This is a genomic window from Micromonospora halotolerans, from assembly GCF_032108445.1.
GTDB classification, from domain to species: domain Bacteria; phylum Actinomycetota; class Actinomycetes; order Mycobacteriales; family Micromonosporaceae; genus Micromonospora; species Micromonospora halotolerans.
In genome coordinates, this window is the sequence record NZ_CP134876.1 from 4,408,255 (window position 1) to 4,430,374 (window position 22,120).

Here is a 22,120-nt window from a genome sequence, read left to right on the forward strand (position 1 = left end):
TCAGCTCGGGCCCAGCCGGCGGTGCCGCTCCGCGCGCCACCAGCGGTGGATGATGAGCACGCTGGCGATCAGGCCGAGGCTGGCCGGGGCGGCGGCGTACCAGTTGATCGAGTCGGGGGAACTGACCGCCGCGCCGATGGCCGCGTAGCCGATGGCGGTGGGGGCGGCGGCGATCACGCTGCCGGCCAGGAACGGCAGCACCCGCGCCCCGGTGGTGCCGTAGCCGTAGCTGACCAGCCCGAACCCGGCGATCGGCAGCAGCCGGACGGTCATCACGCCGAACACGCTCTGCCGGGCGAACCAGCCGTCCAGCCGGGCCAGCCGGCCGCGGACCCGCTCGGCGACGAACTGCCGGCCCAGCAGGCGGCCGACCGCGAAGCCGAGGGCCGCCGCGAGCAGCGCCGCGCCGAGGGCGTACGCGGCGCCCTGCACCGGGCCGAAGATCGCTCCGGCGGCCAGCGTGACGAAGGTACGCGGGACCAGCGCCACGAGCAGCAGCGCGCCGCCCACCACGGCGGCGACCGGCGCGAACGCGCCGAGCGAGTGGGCGAGCCGGGGCAGGTCGCCCGGGTCGGGGTGGGGGACCAGCAGCAGCGTGATCCCACACCCGGCGAGCAGCAGGAGCAGCAGCGCGAACCGGCGCGCCGACGGCTGCCGGAGCAGTCGGACGAGCCGGCGGGTGAGTCGCCGCCACCGTCGGGCGGCGCCGGTCATGCCCTCGCGGCGGCGGCCACCGCGGCGCGGCGCTCGGACCGGAGCCGGTCGGCCCAGGTGTCGTCGAGCGGGGGGAGCTGGTGGACGCCGGTCGCCCAGCGCAGCAGCAGGTCGGCCAGGGCGGGGTTGCGGGCCAGCGCCGGGCCGTGCGAGTAGGTGCCGAGCAGCTTGCCGCGCCAGGCCCCCTCGGTGGTGCCGTCGTTGCCGACCCCGGCGGTCACCCGGGCCAGCGGCGACACGCCGGGCCCGAGGTGGGTGCGCCCGCCGTGGTTCTCGAACCCGGTCAGGTAGGGGATGCCCAGCCGCGGGTCGACCTCGCCGGCCAGCTCGCCGACCGCCCGGGTGGGACCCCGGTCGGAGGAGATGTCGAGCAGCTCCAGGCCGGTGCACCGGGTGCCCTTGGCGAAGAAGGAGGTGCCCAGCAGCTGGTAGCCGGCGCAGACGCCGAACACGACCGAGCCCTGGGCGACCGCCCGGTGCAGGCCGCCGTCGGCGATCAGCCGCTGCGCCCCCAGTGCCTGCGGGCCGTCCTCGCCGCCGCCGAGCAGGTAGATGTCGGCGGTGGCGGGCAGCCGCTGGTCGGAGCGGACCTCCAGCACCTCGACCGGCATGCCACGCTGCTGGGCCCGGCGGGCCAGGATCAGCGCGTTGCCCCGGTCGCCGTAGGTGGACAGCAGGTCGGGATAGATCCAGACGATGCGCAGGCTCTCAGTTGACACGGTCCAGCTCCGCTCGGATGTCCTGGAAGGCGGTGTAGTTGGCGATGACCTCCAGCCGGCCCGGCGGCACGGCGCGGACCGCGTCGTCGAAGGTCCGGACGTGCTGGAACGGCACGCCGTTGACGTCGAGCCGGACCGCCAGGTCGTACGCCCGGTCGCCGGTGATGAGCACCTGCCGGCCGGCCAGCGGGGAGAAGTCGACGTCGAAGAGCCAGGAGGTGTCCATTCCGTCGGGGTCGCGCGCGTTGATGGAGAGCAGTGTCGGCGCGACGTCGGCCATGTCGAACGCCTCCAGCCAGCTGGCCGGGTTCTTGGCCAGCAGCAGCCGGATGTTGCGCCCGTCCCGGTCGACCTGGGCGTAGCGGCCGGCCACCGAGGTGACCGAGCCGAGCCGGGAGACCGCGTCCACGGGGCGTACCCCGAACTCGGCGGCGACGGCCAGGGCGGTGGCCGCGTTGCCGAGGTTGACCTTGCCGGGGAGCTGGAGCTGCACCTTGTGCCAGGCGCCGGTGGGGTCGAGCACCCCGTCGTCCTCGACGGTCCACTGCGGCTGGGGGCGGCGCAGCGGGCAGCCGGTGCACCACCACTGCTCGCCGGAGCGCTGGATGGTGGAGCCGCACTCGGGGCAGACCCAGGAGTCGTCGTGCCAGCGCTGGCCGGCGCTGAACCAGGTGACGTGCGGCGGGACGTGGCCCTGAGCCGGGTCGGCCGGCGGGGTGGCGGCCCACACCACCATCGGGTCGTCGGCGTTGGCGACCACCCGCACGTCGGTGTGCCGGACCAGCGCGGCGCGCCAGAGCTGCGCCATCATGGCGACCTCCTTGGCCCGGTCCAGCTGGTCGCGGGAGAGGTTGAGCAGCGCCACGACGTGCGGCTCGGTGGCCTCCAGCACCTGGGCGAGGTAGTGCTCGTCCACCTCCAGCACCGCGTAGGGGGTGCTGCCGGCCTTGGCCAGCGCCGAGGTGTGCCCGCTGGGCATGTTGGCGCCGAAGGAGTTGGTGGCGACCCGGCCGAGCACGCCGACGGCGGCGGTGGTGAGCCGGGTGGTGGTGGTCTTGCCGTTGGTGCCGGACACCAGGGCGATGGCCCGCCCGGCCGAGAGGTGGGCGAGCAGGTCCGGGTCGATCTTGAGGCCGATCCACCCGCCGATGACCGAGCCGTCGCCACGACCCGCGGCCCGCGACAGCGCCGCGGCGGTCCGCGACACGGAGCTGGCCACCTTTGCCCGCAGGGGCATCTTCGCGTCCGTCACCCGAGCGAGGTTACCGGACCGCCGGGCCCCCCAGATCGCCGCCGACGGCGATCCGTTCGGCCGGGGAGCTCCGGCGGACGGCCACCGCGCGCTCCACCGGACGGAGTCGATCAATGTCGGGAAGCGGACCGCGCACGGGGCGCGCCGGGGCCCTCCACTCCGCCCCACCCCCGTTGACGTGCTGTTTTGCGCGCGCAAACGGCGCGCCACGCGGGCGTTTCTGGTTGCGGGTGGAGGGAAGTGGAGTAGAGTGGGGCGCGATGGTGAGGCCGGGAGGGCCACACCGGCCCGGGGGGTCAGCGGCGCCGCGAACGCCGCTCAGGGCGAGGGGGTTGGGCCGATGTTCCTCGGCACCCACACTCCGCGCCTGGACGACAAAGGCCGGTTGATCCTTCCGGCGAAGTTCCGGGACGAGCTGGCGGGGGGTGTCGTGATCACCAAAGGGCAGGAGCGCTGCCTCTACGTCTTCCCGATGCCCGAGTTCCAGCGGATCGCCGACCAGTTGCGCGCGCAGCCGATGACGAGCAAGGCGGCCCGGGCCTACAGCCGGGTCTTCTTCGCGAGCGCGCACGACGAGGTGCCGGACAAGCAGGGACGGGTCACCATCCCCGGGCACCTCCGGTCGTACGCCGCGCTCGACCGCGACCTGGTCGTGATCGGGGCGAGCACCCGGGTGGAGATCTGGGACAGGGCGGCCTGGGAGGCCTACCTCGCGGAGAGCGAAGACGACTTCGCCGACATCGAGGAGGGGGTGCTGCCCGGCGGTCTGTAGGGCGTGACGGCGCCCGACGTACTGCGAGATCTCCAGCCGCTTTCGAGTTCCTGGCACCCCTTCCCCGGTGCCAGGCGCACGATCCGATACGGAGGGCCGCGGCCTCCGGCGGGCGGGAGCGGATGGGGATCTGGCGGTATGACGAGGCGCCGTGACGACGACGGACACAGGGACGGAAACGGGTTTCAACCAGTGGGGGTCGAGATGGGGGAGCTACGCGGCACGCACGTGCCGGTGCTGCTCGAGCGGTGTCTCGAGTTGCTGGCCCCCGCGCTGGGCCGGCCCGGTCGGACCGTTTACGTCGACGCCACGCTCGGCCTGGCCGGGCACGCCGAGGCGGTGCTCGAGGCGCACCCGGACACGGTGCTCGTCGGCCTGGACCGGGACACCGAGGCCCTCGCCCACGCGCGGGTCCGGCTGGCCCGGTTCGCCGATCGGATCCACCTGGAGCACGCCGTCTACGACGAACTGCCCGAGGTGCTCGACCGGCTCGGCTACCCGGCGATCGACGGGATCCTGTTCGATCTCGGCGTCTCGTCCCTGCAACTGGACGCGCCCGACCGCGGGTTCGCGTACGCGCAGGACGCGCCGCTGGACATGCGGATGGACCAGACCCGGGGGGTGACCGCCGAGGAGGTGGTCAACACCTACGCCCACCCGGATCTGGCCCGGGTGCTGCGGGTGTACGGCGAGGAGAAGTTCGCCGGACGGATCGCCTCGGCGATCATCCGCGAGCGCGAGCGCGCGCCGATCACCTCGTCGGCGCGACTGGCCGAGCTGGTCCGGGAGAGCATTCCGGCACCAGCCCGACGAACCGGGGGACACCCGGCAAAGAGAACGTTTCAGGCTTTACGGATCGAGGTAAACAGGGAACTGGCAGCGCTGGAGACGGCGCTGCCGGCCGCTCTGGACAAGCTCACCGTGGGCGGCCGCATGGTGGTCCTGTCCTACCACTCGCTGGAGGACCGGCTCACCAAGCAGGCGCTCGCCGACCGGGTCCGCAGTAAGGGCCCGGTCGACCTCCCGGTCGAACTGCCCGGGTCGGGTCCGACGTTCCGGCTGCTCAGCCGGGGCGCGGAGCTGCCCGGGGAGGCCGAGGTCGCGGCGAACCCGCGTGCCGCCTCCGTGCGGCTGCGGGCCGCGGAACGGCTCGACCCGGAGGCCACCCGGCAGGGGCGTACCGACCGCGAACGGTACCGCCGCCGGGTGAGGGCGATGCACCAACCGGGGACGGGGTCACCGGGGTCGGGAACGGACCCGCGGTCGGCGCCGGGGGACGGGAACGGGACGGACGAAGAGGGGGAGGGGACATGAACGTCAACCAGCGCGACGGCCGGGACACCGGCATCGGGCAGCGCGCACCGCGGTCGGGGGGCCGGACCGCGGCGCAGCGTGCCCCGCGCGGCACCACGTCGACGGTGGCGGCCGACCGGCCCGACCGCCGGGGGGAGACTCGCGCCCGGGGGGCGCGCGAGTTCCCCACCCAGGGGAGCGCCGCGCTGCGCCCGGCCGAGCGCGCCCGGGCCACCGGCGACACCTCGCCGCGGCTGCGGGTCGCCCCGCCGCCGCCGGTCCGCGTGCCGCGGGCGCCGTTCGTCGGGCTGATCCTGGTGCTCGTGGTCGGCGGGGTGCTCGGCATCCTGGCGGTCAACACCAAGATCAACGAGAACGCCTTCAAGCTGGAGAAGCTCCAGCAGCAGCAGGCGAAGCTCGACGTCGACCAGCAGCAGCTGGAGAAGGAGATCGCCGACCAGAAGGCGCCCGGCAACCTGACCGCCAACGCCCGCAAGCTGGGCCTGGTCGACTCCGACGAGCTGGCCTACATCCGGCTGCCGGACGGGAAGGTGATCGGCGTCCCGCACCCGGTGGAGGGCGCGCCGGCGATCACCAGCCAGCAGGGCAACGGAGGCTGAGCAGTGCCGCCGAGATCGGATGAACCGCGCCGGGACGCCACAGGCTCCCGGCGCGGCTCGTCCCGGGGCGACGAGCACCGGGAGCCGGGCGTCGGCGGGATCTCCGACGCCCGGGCGTACACACCGCGGGGCCGGACCATCCGGGAGGGCGGCGGCGCGGCCCGCACCGGCGGGGGCGCCGAGCAGCGGCGTACCCCGCGCAGCAGCCGCTCCGGCGACCCGTTCCGCCCGGCGTTGCAGGTGCTCGACGGCGGCCGCACCGGGGCGACCCGCGCCGGCCGCCGGGAGACCGCGTCCGGCGGCCGGGGCGGGGTGGTGCGGACCGTCTCCGCCCGCCCGGTGCGCGAGCCGTTCGGCGACGACGAGCCGGCGCCGCCGCGGCGCCGGCCCGGGCCGCGCCGCCCCGCGCGGCCGGCCGCCGCCCGGCGGCCGGTCCGCAAGCCGCGCCGCCCGCCGAAGCTCGCCGACCCGCGCCGCCGGCTGCGGCTCGGCACCCTGCTCGTGCTGGCGCTCTTCACCACCATCGGCATCCGGCTGGTCTACCTCCAGGCCGCCAGCACCCCGGCGTACGCCGACGGCGGGCTGGACAGCCGGCTCGCCGTGGTCGAGCTGCCGGCCCCGCGCGGGGCGATCTACGACCGCACCGGCGCCCCGCTGGCCCACAGCGTCGAGGCGCGGTACGTCTTCGCCGACCCCACCCAGGTCAAGAACCCGGTCGCCACCGCCAAGCTGCTGTCCCCGCTGCTCGGCGTGCCCGCCTCCGAGCTGGCCGGGAAGATGAAGCCCCGCAAGCTGCCCGGCGGCGGCTGGTCGCAGTTCGAGTACCTGGCGCGCGGCGTCGACATCGACCGGGCCAAGCAGATCATGGCGTTGGACCTGTTGGGCATCGGCGTGCACCGCGACGAGCGGCGCGAGGTGCCCGGCGGCGACCTGGCCGCCAACCTCATCGGCTTCGTGAGCCAGGACATGACCGGGCTCGAAGGGCTGGAGGCGAAGTACGACGACGTCCTCGAGGGCAAGCCCGGCCGGAAGCGGTACGAGGTGGGGCAGGGCGACCTGGCCGCGCCGATCCCGGGCGGCTACAGCCAGACCACCCCGGCGCAACCGGGCAGTTCCCTGGTGCTCACGACCGATCGCGACCTCCAGTTCCAGACCCAGCGGATCCTGTCCGACGCGATGGCCCAGACCCACAACAGCGTCGGCGCCGCCGTGGTCATCGAGGTCGGCACCGGCGACGTGCTGGCCCAGGCGAGCTACCCCACCTACAACGCGGCCGACCCCACCAAGGTCAACTCTCCGGCCGACCGCGAGGACGCGGCCACCAGCTTCATCGTCGACCCGGGCTCGATCCACAAGGCGATCACCTACGGCGCGGCCCTCCAGGAGGGCGTGATCACCCCGGACACCACCTTCCCGGTGGCCAACACGATCACCAGGGGCGGCGTGCCCTTCACGGACACCCACCCGGCCAACGGCCGGACCATGAGCATCCCGGGCATGCTCGCCTTCTCGTCCAACGTCGGCACCATCGAGATCGCCGAGAAGCTGGGCCGGGATCGCCTGATCGACTACCAGAAGCGGTTCGGGCTGGGCCAGCCCACCGGTGAGGGCATGCCGGGGGAGGCCAGCGGCCGGCTGCTCCCGGCCGACCAGTGGAGCGGCTCGTCGTACGGGTCGGTGCCGATCGGGCACAGCGTGGACGCCACCCCGCTGCAGATGGCCGCCGCGTACGCCGCCATCGCCAACGACGGGACGTACGTGCAGCCGCACCTGATCAAGCAGGTGATCGGCCCGGACGGGAAGAAGAAGCCCGGCGCCGCCCCGGTCACCCGCTCGGTGCTCAGCCCGGCCAACGCCGCCGCGCTGCGCCGGATGCTGGAGGCGGTCACCACGGTCGACGGCCCGGACGGGCGGGCCACCGGCCTGGCCGCCGCGGTGCCCGGCTACCGGGTCGCCGGCAAGACCGGCACCGGCCTGCGCTACGAGAACGGCAAGCGCCAGCCCGGCGAGGTCGCCTCGTTCATCGGGATGGCCCCGGCCGAGAAGCCGAGGTACGTGGTGGCGGTCTTCGCCTGGAGCCCGGGCGGCGAGGGCGGCGCGGTGGCCGCCCCGGCGTTCCGGGAGATGATGTCCTTCACTCTCCGGCACTACCGGGTGCCGCCCTCGGCGACCAACAAGTCCCCGAAGTTCGAGGTCTTTCCGCACTGAACCGGCGGGGCGGGACATGATCGGTGAGTGGCGACGAACCACCGGGGCGGCTGTGCGGTCGGAACCGGACGACCGGGTAGGGTCTGACGCCGTGCCCGGCAATCCACGACCCGCCACCGTGAATCCCGTCCGGCTCGGCGACCTCGCCGCCCGGCTGGCCGTCGCGCCGCCGGAGGGGGCCGCCGAGGTGGCCGTCACCGGGGTGACCCACGCCAGCCAGGAGGTCCGCCCCGGCGACCTGTACGCGGCCCTGCCCGGTGCCCGCCGGCACGGCGCGGAGTTCGCCGCCGCCGCGGCCGGGGCGGGCGCGGTGGCCCTGCTCACCGACCCGGCCGGCGTCGCGCTGGCCGCCGGGGCGGGCCTGCCCGTGCTGGTCGCGGACGACCCCCGGGCGGTGCTCGGCGAGGTCGCCGCCACCGTCTACGGCGACCCGACCGCCGGGCTGACCATGATCGGCGTGACGGGCACCGCCGGCAAGACCTCCACGAGCTACCTCATCGAGTCCGGGCTGCGCGCCGCCGGGCACACCACCGGCCTGATCGGCACGGTGGAGACCCGGCTCGGGGACCTGGTGATCGACAGCGTCCGGACCACCCCGGAGGCCACCGACCTGCACGCCATGCTGGCGGTGGCCCGCGAGCGCGGGGTGGACACCGTGGTCATGGAGGTGTCCAGCCACGCCCTGGCCATGGGCCGGGTCGGCGGGGTCCGGTTCGACGTGGGCGGCTACACCAACTTCGGCTCCGACCACCTGGACTTCCACGCCGACGAGGCGGACTACTTCGCCGCCAAGGCGAAGCTCTTCGACGGGCGCTGCCGGGTCGAGGTGCTCAACCACGACGACCCGGCGCTGCGGCCGCTGCGCAAGCCGGCGACCGTGACCTACTCGGCGGCCGGCGACCCGGCCGCCACCTGGTGGGCCGACGGGATCGGCGGCGAGGGCTACGCGCAGCGCTTCACCGTGCACGGCCCGGACGGGGTGGCCCTGCCCACCGGGGTGGCCCTGCCCGGCCGGCACAACGTGGCCAACGCGCTGCTGGCCGTCGCCATCCTGGTGGCCGCCGGGGTCGACCCGGCCACGGCGGCCCGCGGCGTGGCCGCCTGCGGCGGGGTACCCGGCCGCCTGGAACTGGTCAGCGGCGACGCCCCGGTGCGCGGGGTGGTCGACTACGCGCACAAGGCGAACGCCATCGAGGCGGTCCTGGCGGCGCTGCGGGGCCTGACCGACGGCCGGCTGATCTGCGTGCTGGGCGCCGGCGGCGACCGGGACCGGGGCAAGCGGCCGGTGATGGGCGGCACCGCCGCGCGGGGCGCCGACGTGGTGCTGGTGACCGACGACAACCCGCGCACCGAGGACCCGGCCACGATCCGGGCCGAGGTGCTGGCCGGCGCGTACGAGGCGGGCACCGGCGCGCGGATCATCGAGGCGCCCGGCCGGCGGGCCGCCATCGAGGAGGCGGTCCGGGTGGCGGAACCGGGGGACATCGTGGCGCTGCTGGGCAAGGGCCAGGAACGCGGCCAGGAGATCAACGGCGAGGTGCTGCCGTTCGACGACCGGGTGGAGCTGGCGGAGGCGCTGCGCGCCCGCTTCGGCGACCTGGTTGGGCAGCCATGATTCCGCTGACCCTGGCCGAGGTGGCGGCCGCGGTCGACGGCCGGCTCGTCGCCGCCGACCCGGACACCCGGGTGACCGGCTCGGTGGAGTTCGACTCCCGCAAGGTCACCCCCGGCGGCCTCTTCGTCGCCTTCCCGGGCGAGAAGGTGGACGGGCACGACTACGCGGCCGGCGCGGTCTCCTCCGGCGCGGTGGCCGTGCTCGGCACCCGCGAGGTGCCCGGCGTGCCGATGGTGCTGGTCGGCGACGCGCTCGACGCCATGGGGCGGCTGGCCCGCGCGGTGGTCGACCGGCTGCCCGGCCTGACCGTCATCGGGCTGACCGGTTCCTCCGGCAAGACCACCACCAAGGACCTGATCGCCCAGCTGGCCGTCCGGCTCGGCCCGACCGTGGCGCCGCCCGGCTCGTTCAACAACGAGCTGGGGCACCCGTACACGGCGTTGCAGGCCGGCCCGGAGACCCGCTACCTCGTGATGGAGAAGGGCGCCCGGGGGGTGGGTCACATCCGCTACCTGTGTGACGTGGTGCCGCCGCGGATCTCGGTGGTGCTCAACGTCGGGGTGGCGCACATCGGCGAGTTCGGCTCGGTGGAGACCATCGCGCTCGCCAAGGGGGAGCTGGTCGAGGCGCTGCCCGCCGACGGGCTGGCCGTGCTCAACGCCGACGACCCGCGGGTCGACGCCATGGCGGCGCGCACCGGGGCCCGGGTGGTCCGCTACGGCGAGTCCGAGCGGGCCGACGTGCGGGCGGTCGACGTGACGCTGGACGGGCGGGGCCGGGCGTCGTACACCCTCGTCACGCCCGAGGGGAGCGCTCCGGTGCGGCTCGGGCTGACCGGCCGGCACCAGGTGTCCAACTCGCTGGCCGCCGCGGCGGTCGCCCGCGAGCTGGGCCTGCCCCTGGCGGAGCTGGCGGTGGCCCTGGGCGAGCTGGGCCTGGTCTCCACCCGCCGGATGGACGTGTTCGAGCGTCCCGACGGGGTGACCGTGATCGACGACTCGTACAACGCCAACCCGGCCTCCACCGGCGTGGCGCTGCGGGCGCTGGCGAGCATGCGCGGTACGGGGCGTACCGTCGCGGTGCTCGGCTACATGGCCGAGTTGGGCGACTTCGAACGGGAGGGGCACCAGCAGGTCGGCCGCCTGGCGGCCGAACTGGGGGTCGACCGGCTGCTCGTGGTGGGCGAGTCGGCGGCGCCGATCCACGAAGGCGCGACAGCGGTAAGCAACTGGGGAGGAGAGTCGGTGCTGCTCACCGATCAGGCGGCGGCCGTCGAGGTGCTGCGGAGCGAGCTACGTCCGGGTGACGTGGTGCTGGTGAAGGGCTCCCGGTACCGCACCTGGGAGGTGGCCGACGCGCTGCGCGCGGACGCCGGGGAAGGTTCGGCCGCATGAGGGCGGTGATCGTCGCCATCGGGGTCGCCTTCCTCATCTCGCTCTTCTGCACCCCGATCGCGATCAAGGTGTTCACCCGGCTCAAGGCGGGCCAGCCGATCCGGGCCGAGGGCCCGGCCATGCACCAGGGCAAGAAGGGCACGCCCACCATGGGCGGCGTGGTCTTCATCCTGGCCACGGTGATCGCGTACGTCGCCGGCCACCTGGCCCTGACCACCCTGCCGGACGCGCAGATCGCCCAGGTCGAGCCGACCATCACGGCGCTGGTGCTGCTGGGGCTCATGGTGTTCTCCGGCGCGGTCGGCTTCATCGACGACTTCCTGAAGGTCCGCAAGCGGCACAGCGGCGGCCTCAACAAGCGCGGGAAGCTCGCCGGCCAGATCCTGGTCGGCGCGATCTTCGGCGTGGTGGCGCTCTACTTCCCGAGCAGCATGACCGACGTCCGCGGCAACGCGACCAACACGGAGACCGTCGGCAGCACCATGCTGAGCTTCATCCGGGACATCCCGGCCCTGGAGATCGGCAAGATCGGCGCGGTCATCGTGATCATCCTGGTGGTGATGGCGGCGACCAACGGGGTGAACCTCACCGACGGCCTCGACGGCCTGGCCACCGGCGCCTCGGTGATGGTTCTCGCCGCGTACGCACTGATCGCCTTCTGGCAGTACCGGCACTGGTGCGCCGACCCGAACTACCCCGCCGGGGCGTACTGCTACACGGTCCGGGACCCGCTGGAGATCGCCTTGATCGCGGGCGCGGCGGCCGGGGCCTGCGTCGGCTTCCTGTGGTGGAACACCTCGCCGGCCCGGATCTTCATGGGCGACACCGGCGCTCTGGGCCTGGGCGGGCTGATCGCCGGCATGGCGATGTCCACCCGGACCATCCTGCTGCTGCCGATCATCGGCGGTCTCTTCGTGATCATCACGATGTCCGTGGTGATCCAGATCATCTCGTTCCGCACCACCGGCAAACGGGTGTTCCGGATGTCACCGCTCCAGCACCACTTCGAGCTGGCCGGGTGGAGCGAGGTCAACATCGTGGTCCGGTTCTGGATCATCGCCGGCATCGGCGTGGCCATCGCGCTGGGCCTGTTCTACAGCGAGTTCCTCGCCGCGATGAGCTGACCCACCAGCGAAAGGAAGGGCCCCTTCTTAACAGACGTCTGTTAAGAAGGGGCCCTTCCTTCAGGTCCGACACGCCGACCGGGCGGTTGCGCCACGGACGGGCGGGTCGAGCCGCCATGATGGGCGGGTGGGGGAGGCGAGAAACACCGAGGGCGCGACCCAGACGCAGGCCCGGCGGCCGCCCGCGGCGACCCGTCCGGCCGACCCGCCCGGGCCGCTGCTCGGGCTGGACGCGGCCGGCGGGCTGGCCGCGCTGCGCGGCCTGCTGGCCCGGCCGCTGGCCTCCTACTACCTGCTGCTCTCCAGCGCCGGCCTGCTGCTGCTGATCGGCCTCACCATGGTCTTCTCCGCGACCAGCGTGAAGGACTACGCCGAGGAGGGGAACGCCACGGCGTCCCTGGTCAAGCAGACGATCTTCGCGGTGATCGGGATCGTCGCCTTCTGGGCCTGCCAACGGCTGCCCGGCCGGACGTTCCGGGCGGTGGCCCGGCCCTTCCTCGGCGTGGCCGTGGTGCTCCTGCTGGTCCTCAACCTGCTGGTCGCGCTGGAGGCGCTGTTCCGCGTCACGTCGCTCGGCCCGCTCAAGGCCGAGCTGCTCTGGCTCTACGTCGGCCCGATCTCGGTGCAGCCCGTCGAGGTGGCGAAGTTCGCGCTGGTGCTCTGGGGCGCCCACGTGCTGGCCCGCAAGGGCGCCGCGCTCGGCTGGTGGAAGGAGCTGGCCACCCCGCTGTTCCCGGTGGTCGGCCTGCTCTTCGTGCTGGTCGGCTACAACGACCTGGGCAGCATGCTCTGCCTGCTCGCCCTGGTGGTCGGGATGCTCTGGGCGGCCGGGGTGCGGATGCGGGTGTTCGCCGCCCTCTCCGCGGTCGGCCTGGCCGGCGTCGGCCTGCTGGTCGCCGCCGCGTCGCTCGGCGCCGGCTCCGGGTCCCGGGACGCCGACAACTACCGGCTGGGGCGGCTCACCTCGTTCCTCCACCCGCCCGACCCGAAGACCTGCTTCGACGAGCAGCTGCCGAACTGCTACCAGCTCGTCCAGGCCCGCTTCGCGCTGGAGAACGGCGGCTGGTTCGGCGTCGGACTCGGCAAGAGCAGCGCCAAGTTCGGCTGGCTGCCCGAGGCGCACAACGACTTCATCTTCGCGGTGATCGCCGAGGAGCTGGGCGTGGTCGGCTGCACCGTGGTGCTGGTGCTCTTCGCCGTGCTCGCCTACTCCGGGCTGCGGATCGCCCGCCGGGTGGAGGACCCGTTCCGCCGGCTCGCCGCCGCCGGGGTCACCGCCTGGCTGGTCGGCCAGGCCGTCATCAACATCGGCGGGGTCACCGGGCTGCTGCCGCTCACCGGCGTACCCCTGCCCTTCATCTCCGACGGCGGCAGCGCCCTCGTGGTGACGCTGGCCGCGGTCGGGATGCTCGCCTCCTTCGCCCGGGCCGAGCCGGACGCGGCCCGGGCCCTGCATGCCCGTCCGCCGGCCCGGTGGGTCCGACTAGTGTGGGCCCCGTTGCCGCCGCTTCCCGGCCGGCGCCGCCCGGCGTCGCCACCGGCGGACCGAGGGTCCGTGCCCCGGTCCCGCCCGCGACGGCAGGACGACCAGGCCGCGGCCCGCGGCGTCCGGTCCGACCGGACGCGCGCCGGCACGGCGAGCGAGAGGAGACGCTGATGGGTCCGCTGCGTTCGGTGGTGCTCTGCGGGGGCGGTACGGGTGGGCACATCTACCCACTGCTCGCCTTCGCCGACTGCCTGCGCCGACACGACCCGAGCGTCCGGATCACCTGCCTCGGCACACCGAAAGGGCTGGAGAACGAGCTGATCCCGCCGGCCGGCTACGACCTGCGCCAGATCCCGGCCTACCAGCTGCCCCGCTCGGTCAACATGAGCCTGGTGCGCACGCCGGACCGGATGTGGAAGGCGGCCCGCGCGGCGGGCAAGGTGCTCGACGAGGTGCGGGCCGACGTCGTGATCGGCTTCGGCGGGTACGTCTCGGTCCCCGGCTACCTGGCCGCGTGGCGGCGCGAGCTGCCCATCGTCATCCATGAGGTGAACGTGCCGCCGGGCGTGGCCAACCGGCTCGGGATGAAGTTCACCAAGAACGTCGCGGTCGGCTTCCCGCACCAGCCGGCGCAGGCCGAGTCGCTGCGCGACGCCCGGGTGGTCGGGGTGCCGCTGCGCCGGGGCATCGCCGGGCTGGACCGGGCCGCCGTGCGCAACGCCGCCCGCGCCCACTTCGGGCTCCGCCCCGACCTGCCCGTGCTCTTCGTGGCCGGCGGCTCGCAGGGCGCCCGCTCGATCAACCTGGCGGTCTCCGGGGCCGCCAAGGAGCTGGCCCGCAACGGCGTGCAGGTGCTGCACGTGATCGGCGCCCGCAACGAGCCGGTCTCCGTCCCCACCGACCTGCCGGTGCCGTACGTGACCCTGCCCTACCTGTCCGAGATGGAGCTGGGCTACGCGGCCGCCGACCTGATGCTGGGCCGGGGCGGCGCCATGACCTGCGCCGAGGTGGCCGCCATCGGCCTGCCCACCATCTACGTGCCGTACCCGCACAGCAACCAGGAACAGAAGCGCAACGCCCTGCCCGTGGTGGAGGCCGGCGGCGGGCTGCTCGTCGACGACGCCGAGGTCACCCCGGCCTGGGTGGAGCGCACGGTGATCCCGCTGGTCCGCGACCCGCAGCGGCTCGCCGCGATGGGCGCCGCCGCGGCCGCGTACGGCCGGCGCGACGGCGACGTGGCCCTGCTGAACTTCGTCTACGAGGCGGTGTCCCGCTGATGTGGGGCGCCGCGACCGGAAGGTACGTCTCATGAACACCGCGCAGTTCACCCCCGCCGGCACGATGACCGCGGAGGACCTGGGCCGGATCCACCTGATCGGGGTGGGCGGCGTCGGCATGAGCGGCCTGGCCCGGCTCTTCCTCACCCGGGGCCTGCCGGTCTCCGGCAGCGAGCTGCGGGAGTGGCCCTCCCTGGCCGGCCTGCGGGCGCTGGGCGGCACCATCCACATGAGCCACGAGGCGACCAACCTCGACGGCGTGGACACGGTGGTCTACTCCTCGGCCATCCCGCAGGACCACCTGGAGATGGTCGAGGCGCGCCGGCGCGGGCTGCGGGTGCTGCACCGCTCCGAGGCCCTGGCCGCCGCGATGACCGGCCGCCGGACCGTGGCGGTCGCCGGCACCCACGGCAAGACCACCACGACCTCGATGGTCACCATGGTGCTCCAGCAGGCCGGCGCCGACCCGTCCTTCGTGATCGGTGGCGAGATCTCCGAGGTCGGCTCGGGCGCGCACCACGGCACGGGTGAGTACTTCGTGGTCGAGGCGGACGAGAGCGACCGCTCGTTCCTCATCTACCGCCCGTACGTGTCGATCATCACGAACGTCGAGGCGGACCACCTCAACACCTACGGCGACCTGGCCAACCTGGAGGCGACCTTCGCCGAGTTCGCCCGGCTCACCGACCCGGAGGGCTTCATCGTCACCTGCGCCGACGACCCGGGCGGGCGGCGGCTGGCCGAGACGCTGCGGGCCGAGGGGCGCCGGGTCTGGACGTACGGCGAGTCCGCCGACGCCGACCTGAAGCTCAGCGAGATGGCCTCCTCGGCGCAGGGGGTGCGCTACCTGGCCGAGATCGAGGGCCGGTCGCTGGGCGAGATCCGGCTCCCGGTGCCGGGCCGGCACATGGGACTCAACAGCGCCTCCGCGGTGCTCGCCGCGTACCTGCTGGAGCTGCCGATCACGGCGGCGGAGGCCGCGCTCGGCGCGTTCCCCGGCGTGCGGCGGCGCTTCGAGCGCAAGGGCGTCGCCGACGGCGTGCTGGTCTACGACGAGTACGCCTACCACCCGACCTCCATGACGCTGGCCCTGCAGACGCTGCGGGAGGTGGCCGGCGAGGGCCGGCTCATCGTGGTGTTCCAGCCCTACCGGCTGTACCGCACCCGCGACCTCCAGGCGGAGATCGCCGCCGCTCTCGGCATCGCCGACGAGCTGGTGCTGCTGGAGGTCTTCGGCCCAGGCGAGCTGCGCCAGCCCGGCGAGGGCTCGGCCGCGCTGCTGCAGGTGGTGCCGCTGCCGGCGGACCGGAAGGTCTTCGTCGAGGCGTGGGACGACGTGCCGGCCGAGGTGGCCCGCCGGGCCCGGCCGGGCGACGTGGTGGTGACCATGGGCGCGCCGCCGATCTCGCTGATGGGCGACCAGCTGCTCGACGCCCTGCTGGCCCGGAGCGCTGACGCCGCGGCGATCGGCACCGGCGTCGACCCGGACGGCGCGGCGGCCACGGCCGGATGAGCCCCGGCCCGGCCCGTGGCCGCACCCCCGGCCAGGACGGCGGGGCCGGCCGGCGCAGCCCGGCCCGCCGGTGGCAGCTGGTCCGGGCGAGCGCGGACGCCGTACCCCCGTCCACCCGGCGTTTCATGGCCCGGGCCCGGCAGCGGCGGATGCGCGCGGCGCTGCCCTGGGCGGTCGCCGCCGCCGTGCTGGCGATCGCCGGGCTGGTCGCCTGGACCGTGCTGGGCACCGGCCTGTTCGGTGTCCGGGAGGTACGGGTGGTCGGCGCGACGCTGGTCACCCCGGTCGAGGTGCGCGACGCCGCGGCCGTGCCGGACGACGCTCCGCTGGCCCGGGTGGACCTGGCCGCGACCGCCCGCCGGGTGGGCACGCTCGCCGCGGTGGAGCGGGCCACGGTGGAGCGGGACTGGCCGGGCGCCCTGGTGATCCGGGTGGTGGAGCGGTCCCCGGTGGCCGCGGTGCCGCAGGGCGAGCGCTGGGCGGTCGTGGACCGGGCCGGCGTGGTCTTCCAGAACCTGGACCAGGCGCCCGCCGGGCTGCCGGTCGTCCGGGTCGGCAGGCCGGCTCCCGACGATCCCGGCACCCGCGCCGGGCTGGCCGTGCTCGCCGCGCTCAGCCCGCAGCTGCGCGCCGAGCTGGTCGCGGTGGACGTGGCCGGGCTGGCCCGGATCACCCTGCTGCTGCGCGAGGACCGGAAGGTGGTCTGGGGCGACGCGACCCGCAGCGGGGACAAGTCCAAGGTGGCCACCGCCCTGCTGGGTCGGAAGGCCGACACGATCGACGTCAGCGCTCCGGACGTGGTCACCTTCCAGTGATCTGCCGGTCGGCCGACGTGAGCCGGCCCGCTCCCCGGGCGACACGCCGGAAAGGTCCTTGGCTCAGCGCGCGGCGGCGCATACGTTGCCCCGAAGAGATCAGTGGTTGACATAGCTCTAAGCCTCTAGTAGAGGGTGAGGGTTTCAGCCGTCGGAATCGCCGGGGAATGCTCTGCCGCTGGTCTTGGCCAAGCCGTGTGGGGTCGGCCCATGCCAATCTCGAAGGGAAAGGACCGGAGATGACACCTCCGCACAACTACCTGGCGGTCATCAAGGTCGTCGGCATCGGGGGCGGTGGCGTGAACGCCGTCAACCGGATGATCGAGGTTGGGCTCAAGGGCGTCGAGTTCATCGCGATCAACACCGACGCGCAGGCGTTGCTCATGAGCGACGCCGACGTCAAGCTCGACGTCGGCCGGGAGTTGACCCGCGGCCTGGGCGCCGGCGCCAATCCGGACGTCGGCAAGAACGCCGCCGAGGACCACCGCGACGAGATCGAGGAGGTGCTCAAGGGCGCCGACATGGTCTTCGTGACCTGCGGTGAGGGCGGCGGCACCGGCACCGGCGGCGCGCCGGTGGTGGCCAACATCGCGCGCAAGCTCGGCGCGCTCACCATCGGCGTGGTCACCCGGCCGTTCTCCTTCGAGGGCAAGCGCCGTCAGGTGCAGGCCGAGTCGGGCATCGAGGAGCTGCGCAACCAGTGCGACACGCTCATCGTGATCCCCAACGACCGGCTGCTCGCGCTCGGTGACCGCAACATCTCCATGATGGACGCCTTCCGCACGGCGGACCAGGTGCTCCTCTCCGGTGTCCAGGGCATCACCGACCTGATCACCACGCCGGGTCTGATCAACCTGGACTTCGCCGACGTGAAGAGCGTCATGAGCGGCGCGGGCAGCGCGCTCATGGGCATCGGCAGCGCCCGCGGCGAGAACCGCGCCGTGGAGGCGGCCGAGGCGGCCATCTCCAGCCCGCTGCTGGAGCAGAGCATGGACGGCGCGCGGGGCGTGCTGCTCTCCATCGCCGGTGGCTCCGACCTGGGCCTGTTCGAGATCAACGACGCGGCCCAGCTGGTCACCGACGCGGCCCACCCGGACGCCAACATCATCTTCGGCGCGGTCATCGACGACGCGCTCGGCGACGAGGTGCGGGTGACCGTGATCGCGGCGGGCTTCGACGGGGGCGCGCCGGCCTACAAGGCGGTCGAGCCGTCCCGCAAGACCAACCAGAACCCGCCGACCCAGGCGAACGCTCCGGTGAGCCCGCCGGCCACCATGCCGGCCCCGCAGCAGTCGCCGCGCCGGGTGCTGTTCGACGACGTGGACGTGCCGGACTTCCTCAAGAACGGGTCCTGAGCCGCACCGATGACCGACTCACCGACCACGGTGCGACCCGACCGTCGCGCCGAGCTCGCGGCCGGCCTCGCCCGGGTCCGGTCCCGCATCGCCGACGCCTGCGCGGCGGCCGGGCGGGACCGGGGCGAGGTCACGCTGGTCGCGGTGACCAAGACCTACCCGGCGGCCGACGTGGTCGCGCTGGCCGGGCTCGGGGTGACCGACGTGGGGGAGAACCGCGACCAGGAGGCCGCACCGAAGGCCGCCGAGGCGGCCGCCGCCGGGGCGGCGCCGCGCTGGCACTTCATCGGCCAGCTCCAGCGCAACAAGGCCCGCTCGGTGGTCCGCTACGCCGACGTGGTCCAGTCGGTCGACAGCGTGCGGCTGGCCGCCGCCCTGGACGGCGCCGCGGCCGCCGCCCGGGACCGGCCGCTGGACGTGCTGGTGCAGGTGAGCGTCGACGGCGACCCCGCCCGTGGCGGGGCGCTGCCGGACGCGGCCGACCCCGACCGGGGGCTCGGTCCGGTGGCCGACGCGGTGGCCGCTGCCGGCGCGTTGCGGCTCGCCGGTCTGATGGCGGTCGCTCCGCTCGGCTGGGAGCCGGACCGGGCGTTCGCCCGGCTCGCCGAGGTGGCGGCGCGATTCCGCGCCGACCATCCCGGTGCGACGGTTCTCTCGGCGGGCATGAGCGGCGATCTGGAAATTGCGATCGGATACGGCGCGACACATGTCCGCGTCGGCAGCGCGTTGCTCGGAATGCGCCCCACGCTGCGGTAGCCTGACCGCGAAAGAAGCAAATTACAGCAGTGTTGTTCAGGAACGGCGTTCCCGTAGCCGGGGGCCGTGGCGAGCGGACCGCGAATCGCTCGCCAGGGGATTGCCGATCCGGTCCGGTGGGCATCGTTGTCCACTCGTGATCAAGCGACACGGCACGGGGGCGCGTGCCGCACGGCGGACGGAAGGGCGCGGGGATGGGTGCACTGCGCAAGGCGGGGGTCTGGCTCGGTCTCGTCGAGGAGGACGAGGAGCGGGCGTACGAGGACGGTGGCTACGACAAGGGTGGCTACCGCGAGTCGCGCTACCGGTCGAGCCGCTACGCGGAAGAGTTCGCCGACGACGAGGACGACGAGTCCGAGGAGCCGCCGGCGAGCCGGGGCCGGTCCGGTGACCGCGGCCGGCTGACCGAGCGCGCGTCGAGCCGCGCCGTCGACACCGACCGTGCCGAGGTGGAGCGGCCGGAGCGGACCGAGCGGTCCAGCGTCCGGTCGATCACCCGCTCCGGCGCGGGCGAGACCTCCGGCGCGCTGACCTACCACACCCGGGACAACCTCGCCCTGGCGCCGCAGGCCCAGCCGCGCGAGCGGGCCGTGGCGCCCGAGGACGAGCAGCGCTACCAGATCACCACGCTGCACCCGACCACCTACCGGGAGGCGCGCACCATCGGTGAGCACTTCCGCGACGGCGTGCCGGTGATCATCAACCTCACCGAGATGGACGAGGCGGATGCCCGCCGGCTTGTCGACTTCGCTGCCGGGCTCGCGTTCGGCCTGCGCGGTACGATCGAGCGCGTGACCAACCGGGTGTTCCTGCTCTCACCGGCCAACGTCCAGGTCACCGCGGAGGACAAGGCCAAGATCGCTGAGGGCGGCTTTTTCAGCCTGAGCTAGCCCGCACGACCGAGGGACGTCGCCTGCCGTGTTGTCGATCCTGTTCCAGGTGCTCTATCTGCTCCTGTATTTCTTCCTACTTGTGTTGTTGGCCCGATTTGTCCTCAGCGCTGTTCTGGCGTATGGACGCCGCTGGCAACCGGGCCGTGGAGCATCCGCGGGACTGGAAGTCGTGTGGAGCGTCACTGATCCGCCCCTGCGCGCGTTGAGGCGTGTGATCCCACCACTGCGAATTGGTACCGTGAGCATCGACCTGGCCTCCCTTGTGCTCCTGGTTATCCTGTTCGTGCTGATGGAGTTCGTGTTTAGGCGTCTGATCCTGGCCTTTGCCTGACCAGAGCGCTTTCGCGGCCGCAACTGACCCGAGGAGTTTCGATGCCGCTGACCCCGGCCGACGTCCACAACGTCGCCTTCAAAAAGCCGCCGATCGGCAAGCGGGGCTATGACGAGGAGGAGGTCGACGCCTTCCTGGACGAGGTCGAGCGCGAGCTCGCCCGTCTGATCGAGGAGAACAACGAGCTGCGCGCCCAGGTGGAGCGCGGCGGTCGGGGCGGGGCTCCCGCCGGCCCCGGCGGCGACGCCCGGCTCGCGGCGGAGCTCAACGACGTCAAGGCCCAGCTCGACCGGGTGCAGCGCGACAAGGCGGCCGCCGAGCAGGCGGCCCGGGCGATGCAGGCCGAGCTCGAGCAGGTCCGCGCCCAGGGTGGCCCGGCGACCTCCGCCGCCGCCGACGGCGAGCAGCAGGCGCTGCGGGTGCTCATGATGGCCCAGCGCACCGCCGACGACCACGTGTCCGACGCCCGGCGCGAGGCCGACCAGCTGCTCTCCGAGGCCCGTTCCAAGGCCGAGGAGGTCACCCGCGAGGCCCGCGCCAAGGCCGACGCGCTGGAGCGGGACGCCCGCCAGCGGCACCAGGAGGCCATGGGCGGCCTGGACGCCAAGCGCACCGCGCTGCAGAAGCACATCGAGGAGCTCAAGCAGTTCGAGCGCGAGTACCGCACCCGCCTCAAGGCGTACCTGGAGAGCCAGCTGCGTGACCTCGACGGTCGCGGCCAGGGCCTCGAGGTCGAGATGAACCGCTCCGAGGGCGCCCGTGCCGCCGGCGGCAGCAACGGCCTCGCCACGGCCGGCCTCGCCGGTTCCTACGGCGGCGGCCGCACGGGCTCGCTCGAGTCCGGCCGCTGATCCCGGCGTCGGTGGCCGTCCCCGCGGCGGCCACCGGCGACACAGACCGACACGACGCGGCCGGGGGTGAGCCGTGATAGCAGCCAGCATCCTTCTCATCCTCGTCGCGGTCGTGCTCCTGGTGGCCGGGTTGGCCGCCGGGTCCAGCCCGCTGCTGATCACCTCGATCGCGGTCAGCCTGCTGGCCGCCGTAGCCCTCGTCGCGTTCGCCCGCCAGGCGGCCGCCGCCCGGGCCACGGTGGGCCGGGAGACCGGACCGCGTCGCCGGACCGCACCGGCCGGCCCGTCCCTGGACGAGCCGGAGGTCCCGGTCCCGCACATCACATCGCCGGTCGGCGCCGGTGGACCCGGGTGGCGGCAACCACCCGGGCCACCGGTGGCCGACGTGGTCGACCCGCCGGCCGCCGCGTATGGGCCGCCGGCCGATCCGTTCGAGCCCGATCCGTTCGAGCCCGATCCGGTCGAGCCACCGGCCGAGCCCTACTCGCCACCGGCGCCGCGCGGCCCGTCCCGCGCCGAGGCGCCCGCCGACGCGCCGACGCCCACCTCGCCGGCGCCGGACGGCCCGTTCGAGGGCGACCCGCCGACCGAGTTCCTCACCGACGGTGAGGTCGCCCGGCTGGTCCGGCTCGACGGTGAGGTCCGGGTGGTCGACGGCCACCCCCGCTTCCACCTGCCCGGTTGCCCCCAGTTGGTGGGCCGGGCCGACGAGCCGCTGCCGGTCGCCGAGGCGGTCGGGCTGGGCTTCACCCCGTGCGGCCGCTGCGCGCCGGCCACCACGCTGCTGGCCGAGGCCCGGCCGCGCTGATCATGGTGACCATGGACGACACGCTCACCATCGCCGTACGCGTGAAGCCCGGCGTCTCGCGGGCCCGGGTCGGCGGCCGGTTCGACGGGCCGCACGGCCCCGCCCTCGTCGTCGCGGTGAACGCGCCCGCGGTGGATGGCCGCGCCACCGAGGCGGCCCGCCGCGCCCTGGCCGAGGCGCTCGGCGTCCGGCCGGCGGCGGTCTCCCTGCGGTCCGGCGCGGCCAGCCGGGACAAGCTCTTCCTGGTCGAGCACCCGGCCCCCGGGCTGCCCGACGTGCTCCGGCGGCTCCGCGACGGATCGGCCGGGTGACGCGGCTGCGGAC

21 protein-coding genes are annotated in these 22,120 nt (G+C 74.1%); 18 read left to right on the forward strand and 3 right to left on the reverse strand.

The window, feature by feature from the left end; translation table 11 throughout:
• The 3 genes from RMN56_RS20875 to RMN56_RS20885 are packed head-to-tail and all read right to left on the reverse strand — an operon-like array spanning position 1 to position 2,670.
• Entirely contained in the window at positions 1 to 714 is a 714-nt protein-coding gene (locus tag RMN56_RS20875; RefSeq protein ID WP_313719197.1) for a TVP38/TMEM64 family protein, read from the reverse strand.
• Positions 711 to 1,433, reverse strand: coding sequence for a type 1 glutamine amidotransferase (locus RMN56_RS20880; RefSeq protein ID WP_313719198.1), 723 nt, complete (start codon positions 1,431 to 1,433; stop codon positions 711 to 713). Before RMN56_RS20880 ends, RMN56_RS20875 begins: the two co-directional genes overlap by 4 nt.
• Entirely contained in the window at positions 1,423 to 2,670 is a 1,248-nt protein-coding gene (locus RMN56_RS20885) for a MurT ligase domain-containing protein (RefSeq protein WP_313724810.1), read from the reverse strand. Before RMN56_RS20885 ends, RMN56_RS20880 begins: the two co-directional genes overlap by 11 nt.
• 355 nt (positions 2,671 to 3,025) lie before the next feature.
• Between RMN56_RS20885 and mraZ the strand changes: the two genes are divergently transcribed.
• The 18 genes from mraZ to RMN56_RS20975 all read left to right on the forward strand — a co-directional run bounded on the left by mraZ (position 3,026) and on the right by RMN56_RS20975 (position 22,107).
• A complete protein-coding gene (gene mraZ, locus RMN56_RS20890) occupies positions 3,026 to 3,457 on the forward strand; it encodes a division/cell wall cluster transcriptional repressor MraZ (RefSeq protein ID WP_073831045.1) in 432 nt (143 codons plus the stop codon).
• Positions 3,458 to 3,661: 204 nt separating this feature from the next.
• On the forward strand, positions 3,662 to 4,771 hold the full coding sequence (gene rsmH, locus RMN56_RS20895) for a 16S rRNA (cytosine(1402)-N(4))-methyltransferase RsmH (protein ID WP_313719199.1): 1,110 nt from the start codon (positions 3,662 to 3,664) through the stop codon (positions 4,769 to 4,771).
• Complete coding sequence (gene ftsL / locus RMN56_RS20900) at positions 4,768 to 5,370, forward strand: cell division protein FtsL (protein WP_313719200.1); 603 nt, start codon at positions 4,768 to 4,770, stop codon at positions 5,368 to 5,370. The genes rsmH and ftsL overlap by 4 nt, the downstream gene beginning before the upstream one ends.
• Before the next feature lie 3 nt (positions 5,371 to 5,373).
• Complete coding sequence (locus RMN56_RS20905; protein WP_313719202.1) at positions 5,374 to 7,578, forward strand: peptidoglycan D,D-transpeptidase FtsI family protein; 2,205 nt, start codon at positions 5,374 to 5,376, stop codon at positions 7,576 to 7,578.
• Positions 7,579 to 7,630: 52 nt separating this feature from the next.
• Positions 7,631 to 9,193: a UDP-N-acetylmuramoyl-L-alanyl-D-glutamate--2,6-diaminopimelate ligase gene (locus RMN56_RS20910; protein ID WP_313719203.1), complete on the forward strand. Its 1,563-nt coding sequence runs from the start codon at positions 7,631 to 7,633 to the stop codon at positions 9,191 to 9,193.
• Positions 9,190 to 10,587 carry a UDP-N-acetylmuramoyl-tripeptide--D-alanyl-D-alanine ligase gene (locus tag RMN56_RS20915; RefSeq protein WP_313719204.1) on the forward strand — a complete coding sequence of 466 codons (1,398 nt, stop codon included), beginning with the start codon at positions 9,190 to 9,192 and terminating at the stop codon, positions 10,585 to 10,587. The genes RMN56_RS20910 and RMN56_RS20915 overlap by 4 nt, the downstream gene beginning before the upstream one ends.
• Entirely contained in the window at positions 10,584 to 11,711 is a 1,128-nt protein-coding gene (gene mraY / locus RMN56_RS20920; protein ID WP_262282445.1) for a phospho-N-acetylmuramoyl-pentapeptide-transferase, read from the forward strand. Before RMN56_RS20915 ends, mraY begins: the two co-directional genes overlap by 4 nt.
• Before the next feature lie 226 nt (positions 11,712 to 11,937).
• The gene (locus RMN56_RS20925) at positions 11,938 to 13,368 is read left to right on the forward strand and encodes an FtsW/RodA/SpoVE family cell cycle protein (RefSeq protein ID WP_313724811.1); all 1,431 of its coding nucleotides are present in this window, start codon (positions 11,938 to 11,940) and stop codon (positions 13,366 to 13,368) included.
• On the forward strand, positions 13,368 to 14,474 hold the full coding sequence (gene murG / locus RMN56_RS20930) for an undecaprenyldiphospho-muramoylpentapeptide beta-N-acetylglucosaminyltransferase (RefSeq protein ID WP_313719205.1): 1,107 nt from the start codon (positions 13,368 to 13,370) through the stop codon (positions 14,472 to 14,474). Before RMN56_RS20925 ends, murG begins: the two co-directional genes overlap by 1 nt.
• Before the next feature lie 31 nt (positions 14,475 to 14,505).
• Positions 14,506 to 15,987, forward strand: coding sequence for a UDP-N-acetylmuramate--L-alanine ligase (gene murC, locus RMN56_RS20935; protein WP_313719206.1), 1,482 nt, complete (start codon positions 14,506 to 14,508; stop codon positions 15,985 to 15,987).
• Complete coding sequence (locus tag RMN56_RS20940; protein ID WP_313719207.1) at positions 15,984 to 16,802, forward strand: cell division protein FtsQ/DivIB; 819 nt, start codon at positions 15,984 to 15,986, stop codon at positions 16,800 to 16,802. Before murC ends, RMN56_RS20940 begins: the two co-directional genes overlap by 4 nt.
• A 239-nt stretch (positions 16,803 to 17,041) precedes the next feature.
• Positions 17,042 to 18,157: a cell division protein FtsZ gene (gene ftsZ, locus RMN56_RS20945; RefSeq protein ID WP_151464449.1), complete on the forward strand. Its 1,116-nt coding sequence runs from the start codon at positions 17,042 to 17,044 to the stop codon at positions 18,155 to 18,157.
• A 9-nt stretch (positions 18,158 to 18,166) separates the two neighbouring features.
• On the forward strand, positions 18,167 to 18,913 hold the full coding sequence (locus RMN56_RS20950; RefSeq protein ID WP_313719208.1) for a YggS family pyridoxal phosphate-dependent enzyme: 747 nt from the start codon (positions 18,167 to 18,169) through the stop codon (positions 18,911 to 18,913).
• A gap of 194 nt (positions 18,914 to 19,107) precedes the next feature.
• Positions 19,108 to 19,803 (forward strand): cell division protein SepF, encoded by a 696-nt coding sequence (locus RMN56_RS20955; RefSeq protein WP_313719209.1) that lies wholly within the window; start codon positions 19,108 to 19,110, stop codon positions 19,801 to 19,803.
• A gap of 28 nt (positions 19,804 to 19,831) precedes the next feature.
• The gene (locus RMN56_RS20960; RefSeq protein ID WP_262282451.1) at positions 19,832 to 20,137 is read left to right on the forward strand and encodes a YggT family protein; all 306 of its coding nucleotides are present in this window, start codon (positions 19,832 to 19,834) and stop codon (positions 20,135 to 20,137) included.
• 41 nt (positions 20,138 to 20,178) lie between these two features.
• The gene (locus RMN56_RS20965; protein WP_313719213.1) at positions 20,179 to 20,988 is read left to right on the forward strand and encodes a DivIVA domain-containing protein; all 810 of its coding nucleotides are present in this window, start codon (positions 20,179 to 20,181) and stop codon (positions 20,986 to 20,988) included.
• A gap of 73 nt (positions 20,989 to 21,061) precedes the next feature.
• Positions 21,062 to 21,796: a hypothetical protein gene (locus tag RMN56_RS20970; RefSeq protein WP_313719215.1), complete on the forward strand. Its 735-nt coding sequence runs from the start codon at positions 21,062 to 21,064 to the stop codon at positions 21,794 to 21,796.
• Positions 21,797 to 21,798: 2 nt separating this feature from the next.
• On the forward strand, positions 21,799 to 22,107 hold the full coding sequence (locus tag RMN56_RS20975) for a DUF167 domain-containing protein (RefSeq protein ID WP_313719217.1): 309 nt from the start codon (positions 21,799 to 21,801) through the stop codon (positions 22,105 to 22,107).
• The last annotated feature ends 13 nt before the right edge of the window (positions 22,108 to 22,120 follow it).

What these genes read in the sequence shown, in the direction of transcription:
- RMN56_RS20875 (WP_313719197.1), bottom strand. Translation starts at nt 714, where the DNA reads ATGACCGGCGCCGCCCGACGGTGGCGGCGACTCACCCGCCGGCTCGTC.
- RMN56_RS20885 (WP_313724810.1), bottom strand. Translation starts at nt 2,670, where the DNA reads ATGCCCCTGCGGGCAAAGGTGGCCAGCTCCGTGTCGCGGACCGCCGCG.
- mraZ (WP_073831045.1), top strand. Translation starts at nt 3,026, where the DNA reads ATGTTCCTCGGCACCCACACTCCGCGCCTGGACGACAAAGGCCGGTTG.
- rsmH (WP_313719199.1), top strand. Translation starts at nt 3,662, where the DNA reads ATGGGGGAGCTACGCGGCACGCACGTGCCGGTGCTGCTCGAGCGGTGT.
- ftsL (WP_313719200.1), top strand. Translation starts at nt 4,768, where the DNA reads ATGAACGTCAACCAGCGCGACGGCCGGGACACCGGCATCGGGCAGCGC.
- RMN56_RS20915 (WP_313719204.1), top strand. Translation starts at nt 9,190, where the DNA reads ATGATTCCGCTGACCCTGGCCGAGGTGGCGGCCGCGGTCGACGGCCGG.
- mraY (WP_262282445.1), top strand. Translation starts at nt 10,584, where the DNA reads ATGAGGGCGGTGATCGTCGCCATCGGGGTCGCCTTCCTCATCTCGCTC.
- murG (WP_313719205.1), top strand. Translation starts at nt 13,368, where the DNA reads ATGGGTCCGCTGCGTTCGGTGGTGCTCTGCGGGGGCGGTACGGGTGGG.
- murC (WP_313719206.1), top strand. Translation starts at nt 14,506, where the DNA reads ATGAACACCGCGCAGTTCACCCCCGCCGGCACGATGACCGCGGAGGAC.
- RMN56_RS20940 (WP_313719207.1), top strand. Translation starts at nt 15,984, where the DNA reads ATGAGCCCCGGCCCGGCCCGTGGCCGCACCCCCGGCCAGGACGGCGGG.
- ftsZ (WP_151464449.1), top strand. Translation starts at nt 17,042, where the DNA reads ATGACACCTCCGCACAACTACCTGGCGGTCATCAAGGTCGTCGGCATC.
- RMN56_RS20950 (WP_313719208.1), top strand. Translation starts at nt 18,167, where the DNA reads ATGACCGACTCACCGACCACGGTGCGACCCGACCGTCGCGCCGAGCTC.
- RMN56_RS20955 (WP_313719209.1), top strand. Translation starts at nt 19,108, where the DNA reads ATGGGTGCACTGCGCAAGGCGGGGGTCTGGCTCGGTCTCGTCGAGGAG.
- RMN56_RS20965 (WP_313719213.1), top strand. Translation starts at nt 20,179, where the DNA reads ATGCCGCTGACCCCGGCCGACGTCCACAACGTCGCCTTCAAAAAGCCG.
- RMN56_RS20975 (WP_313719217.1), top strand. Translation starts at nt 21,799, where the DNA reads ATGGTGACCATGGACGACACGCTCACCATCGCCGTACGCGTGAAGCCC.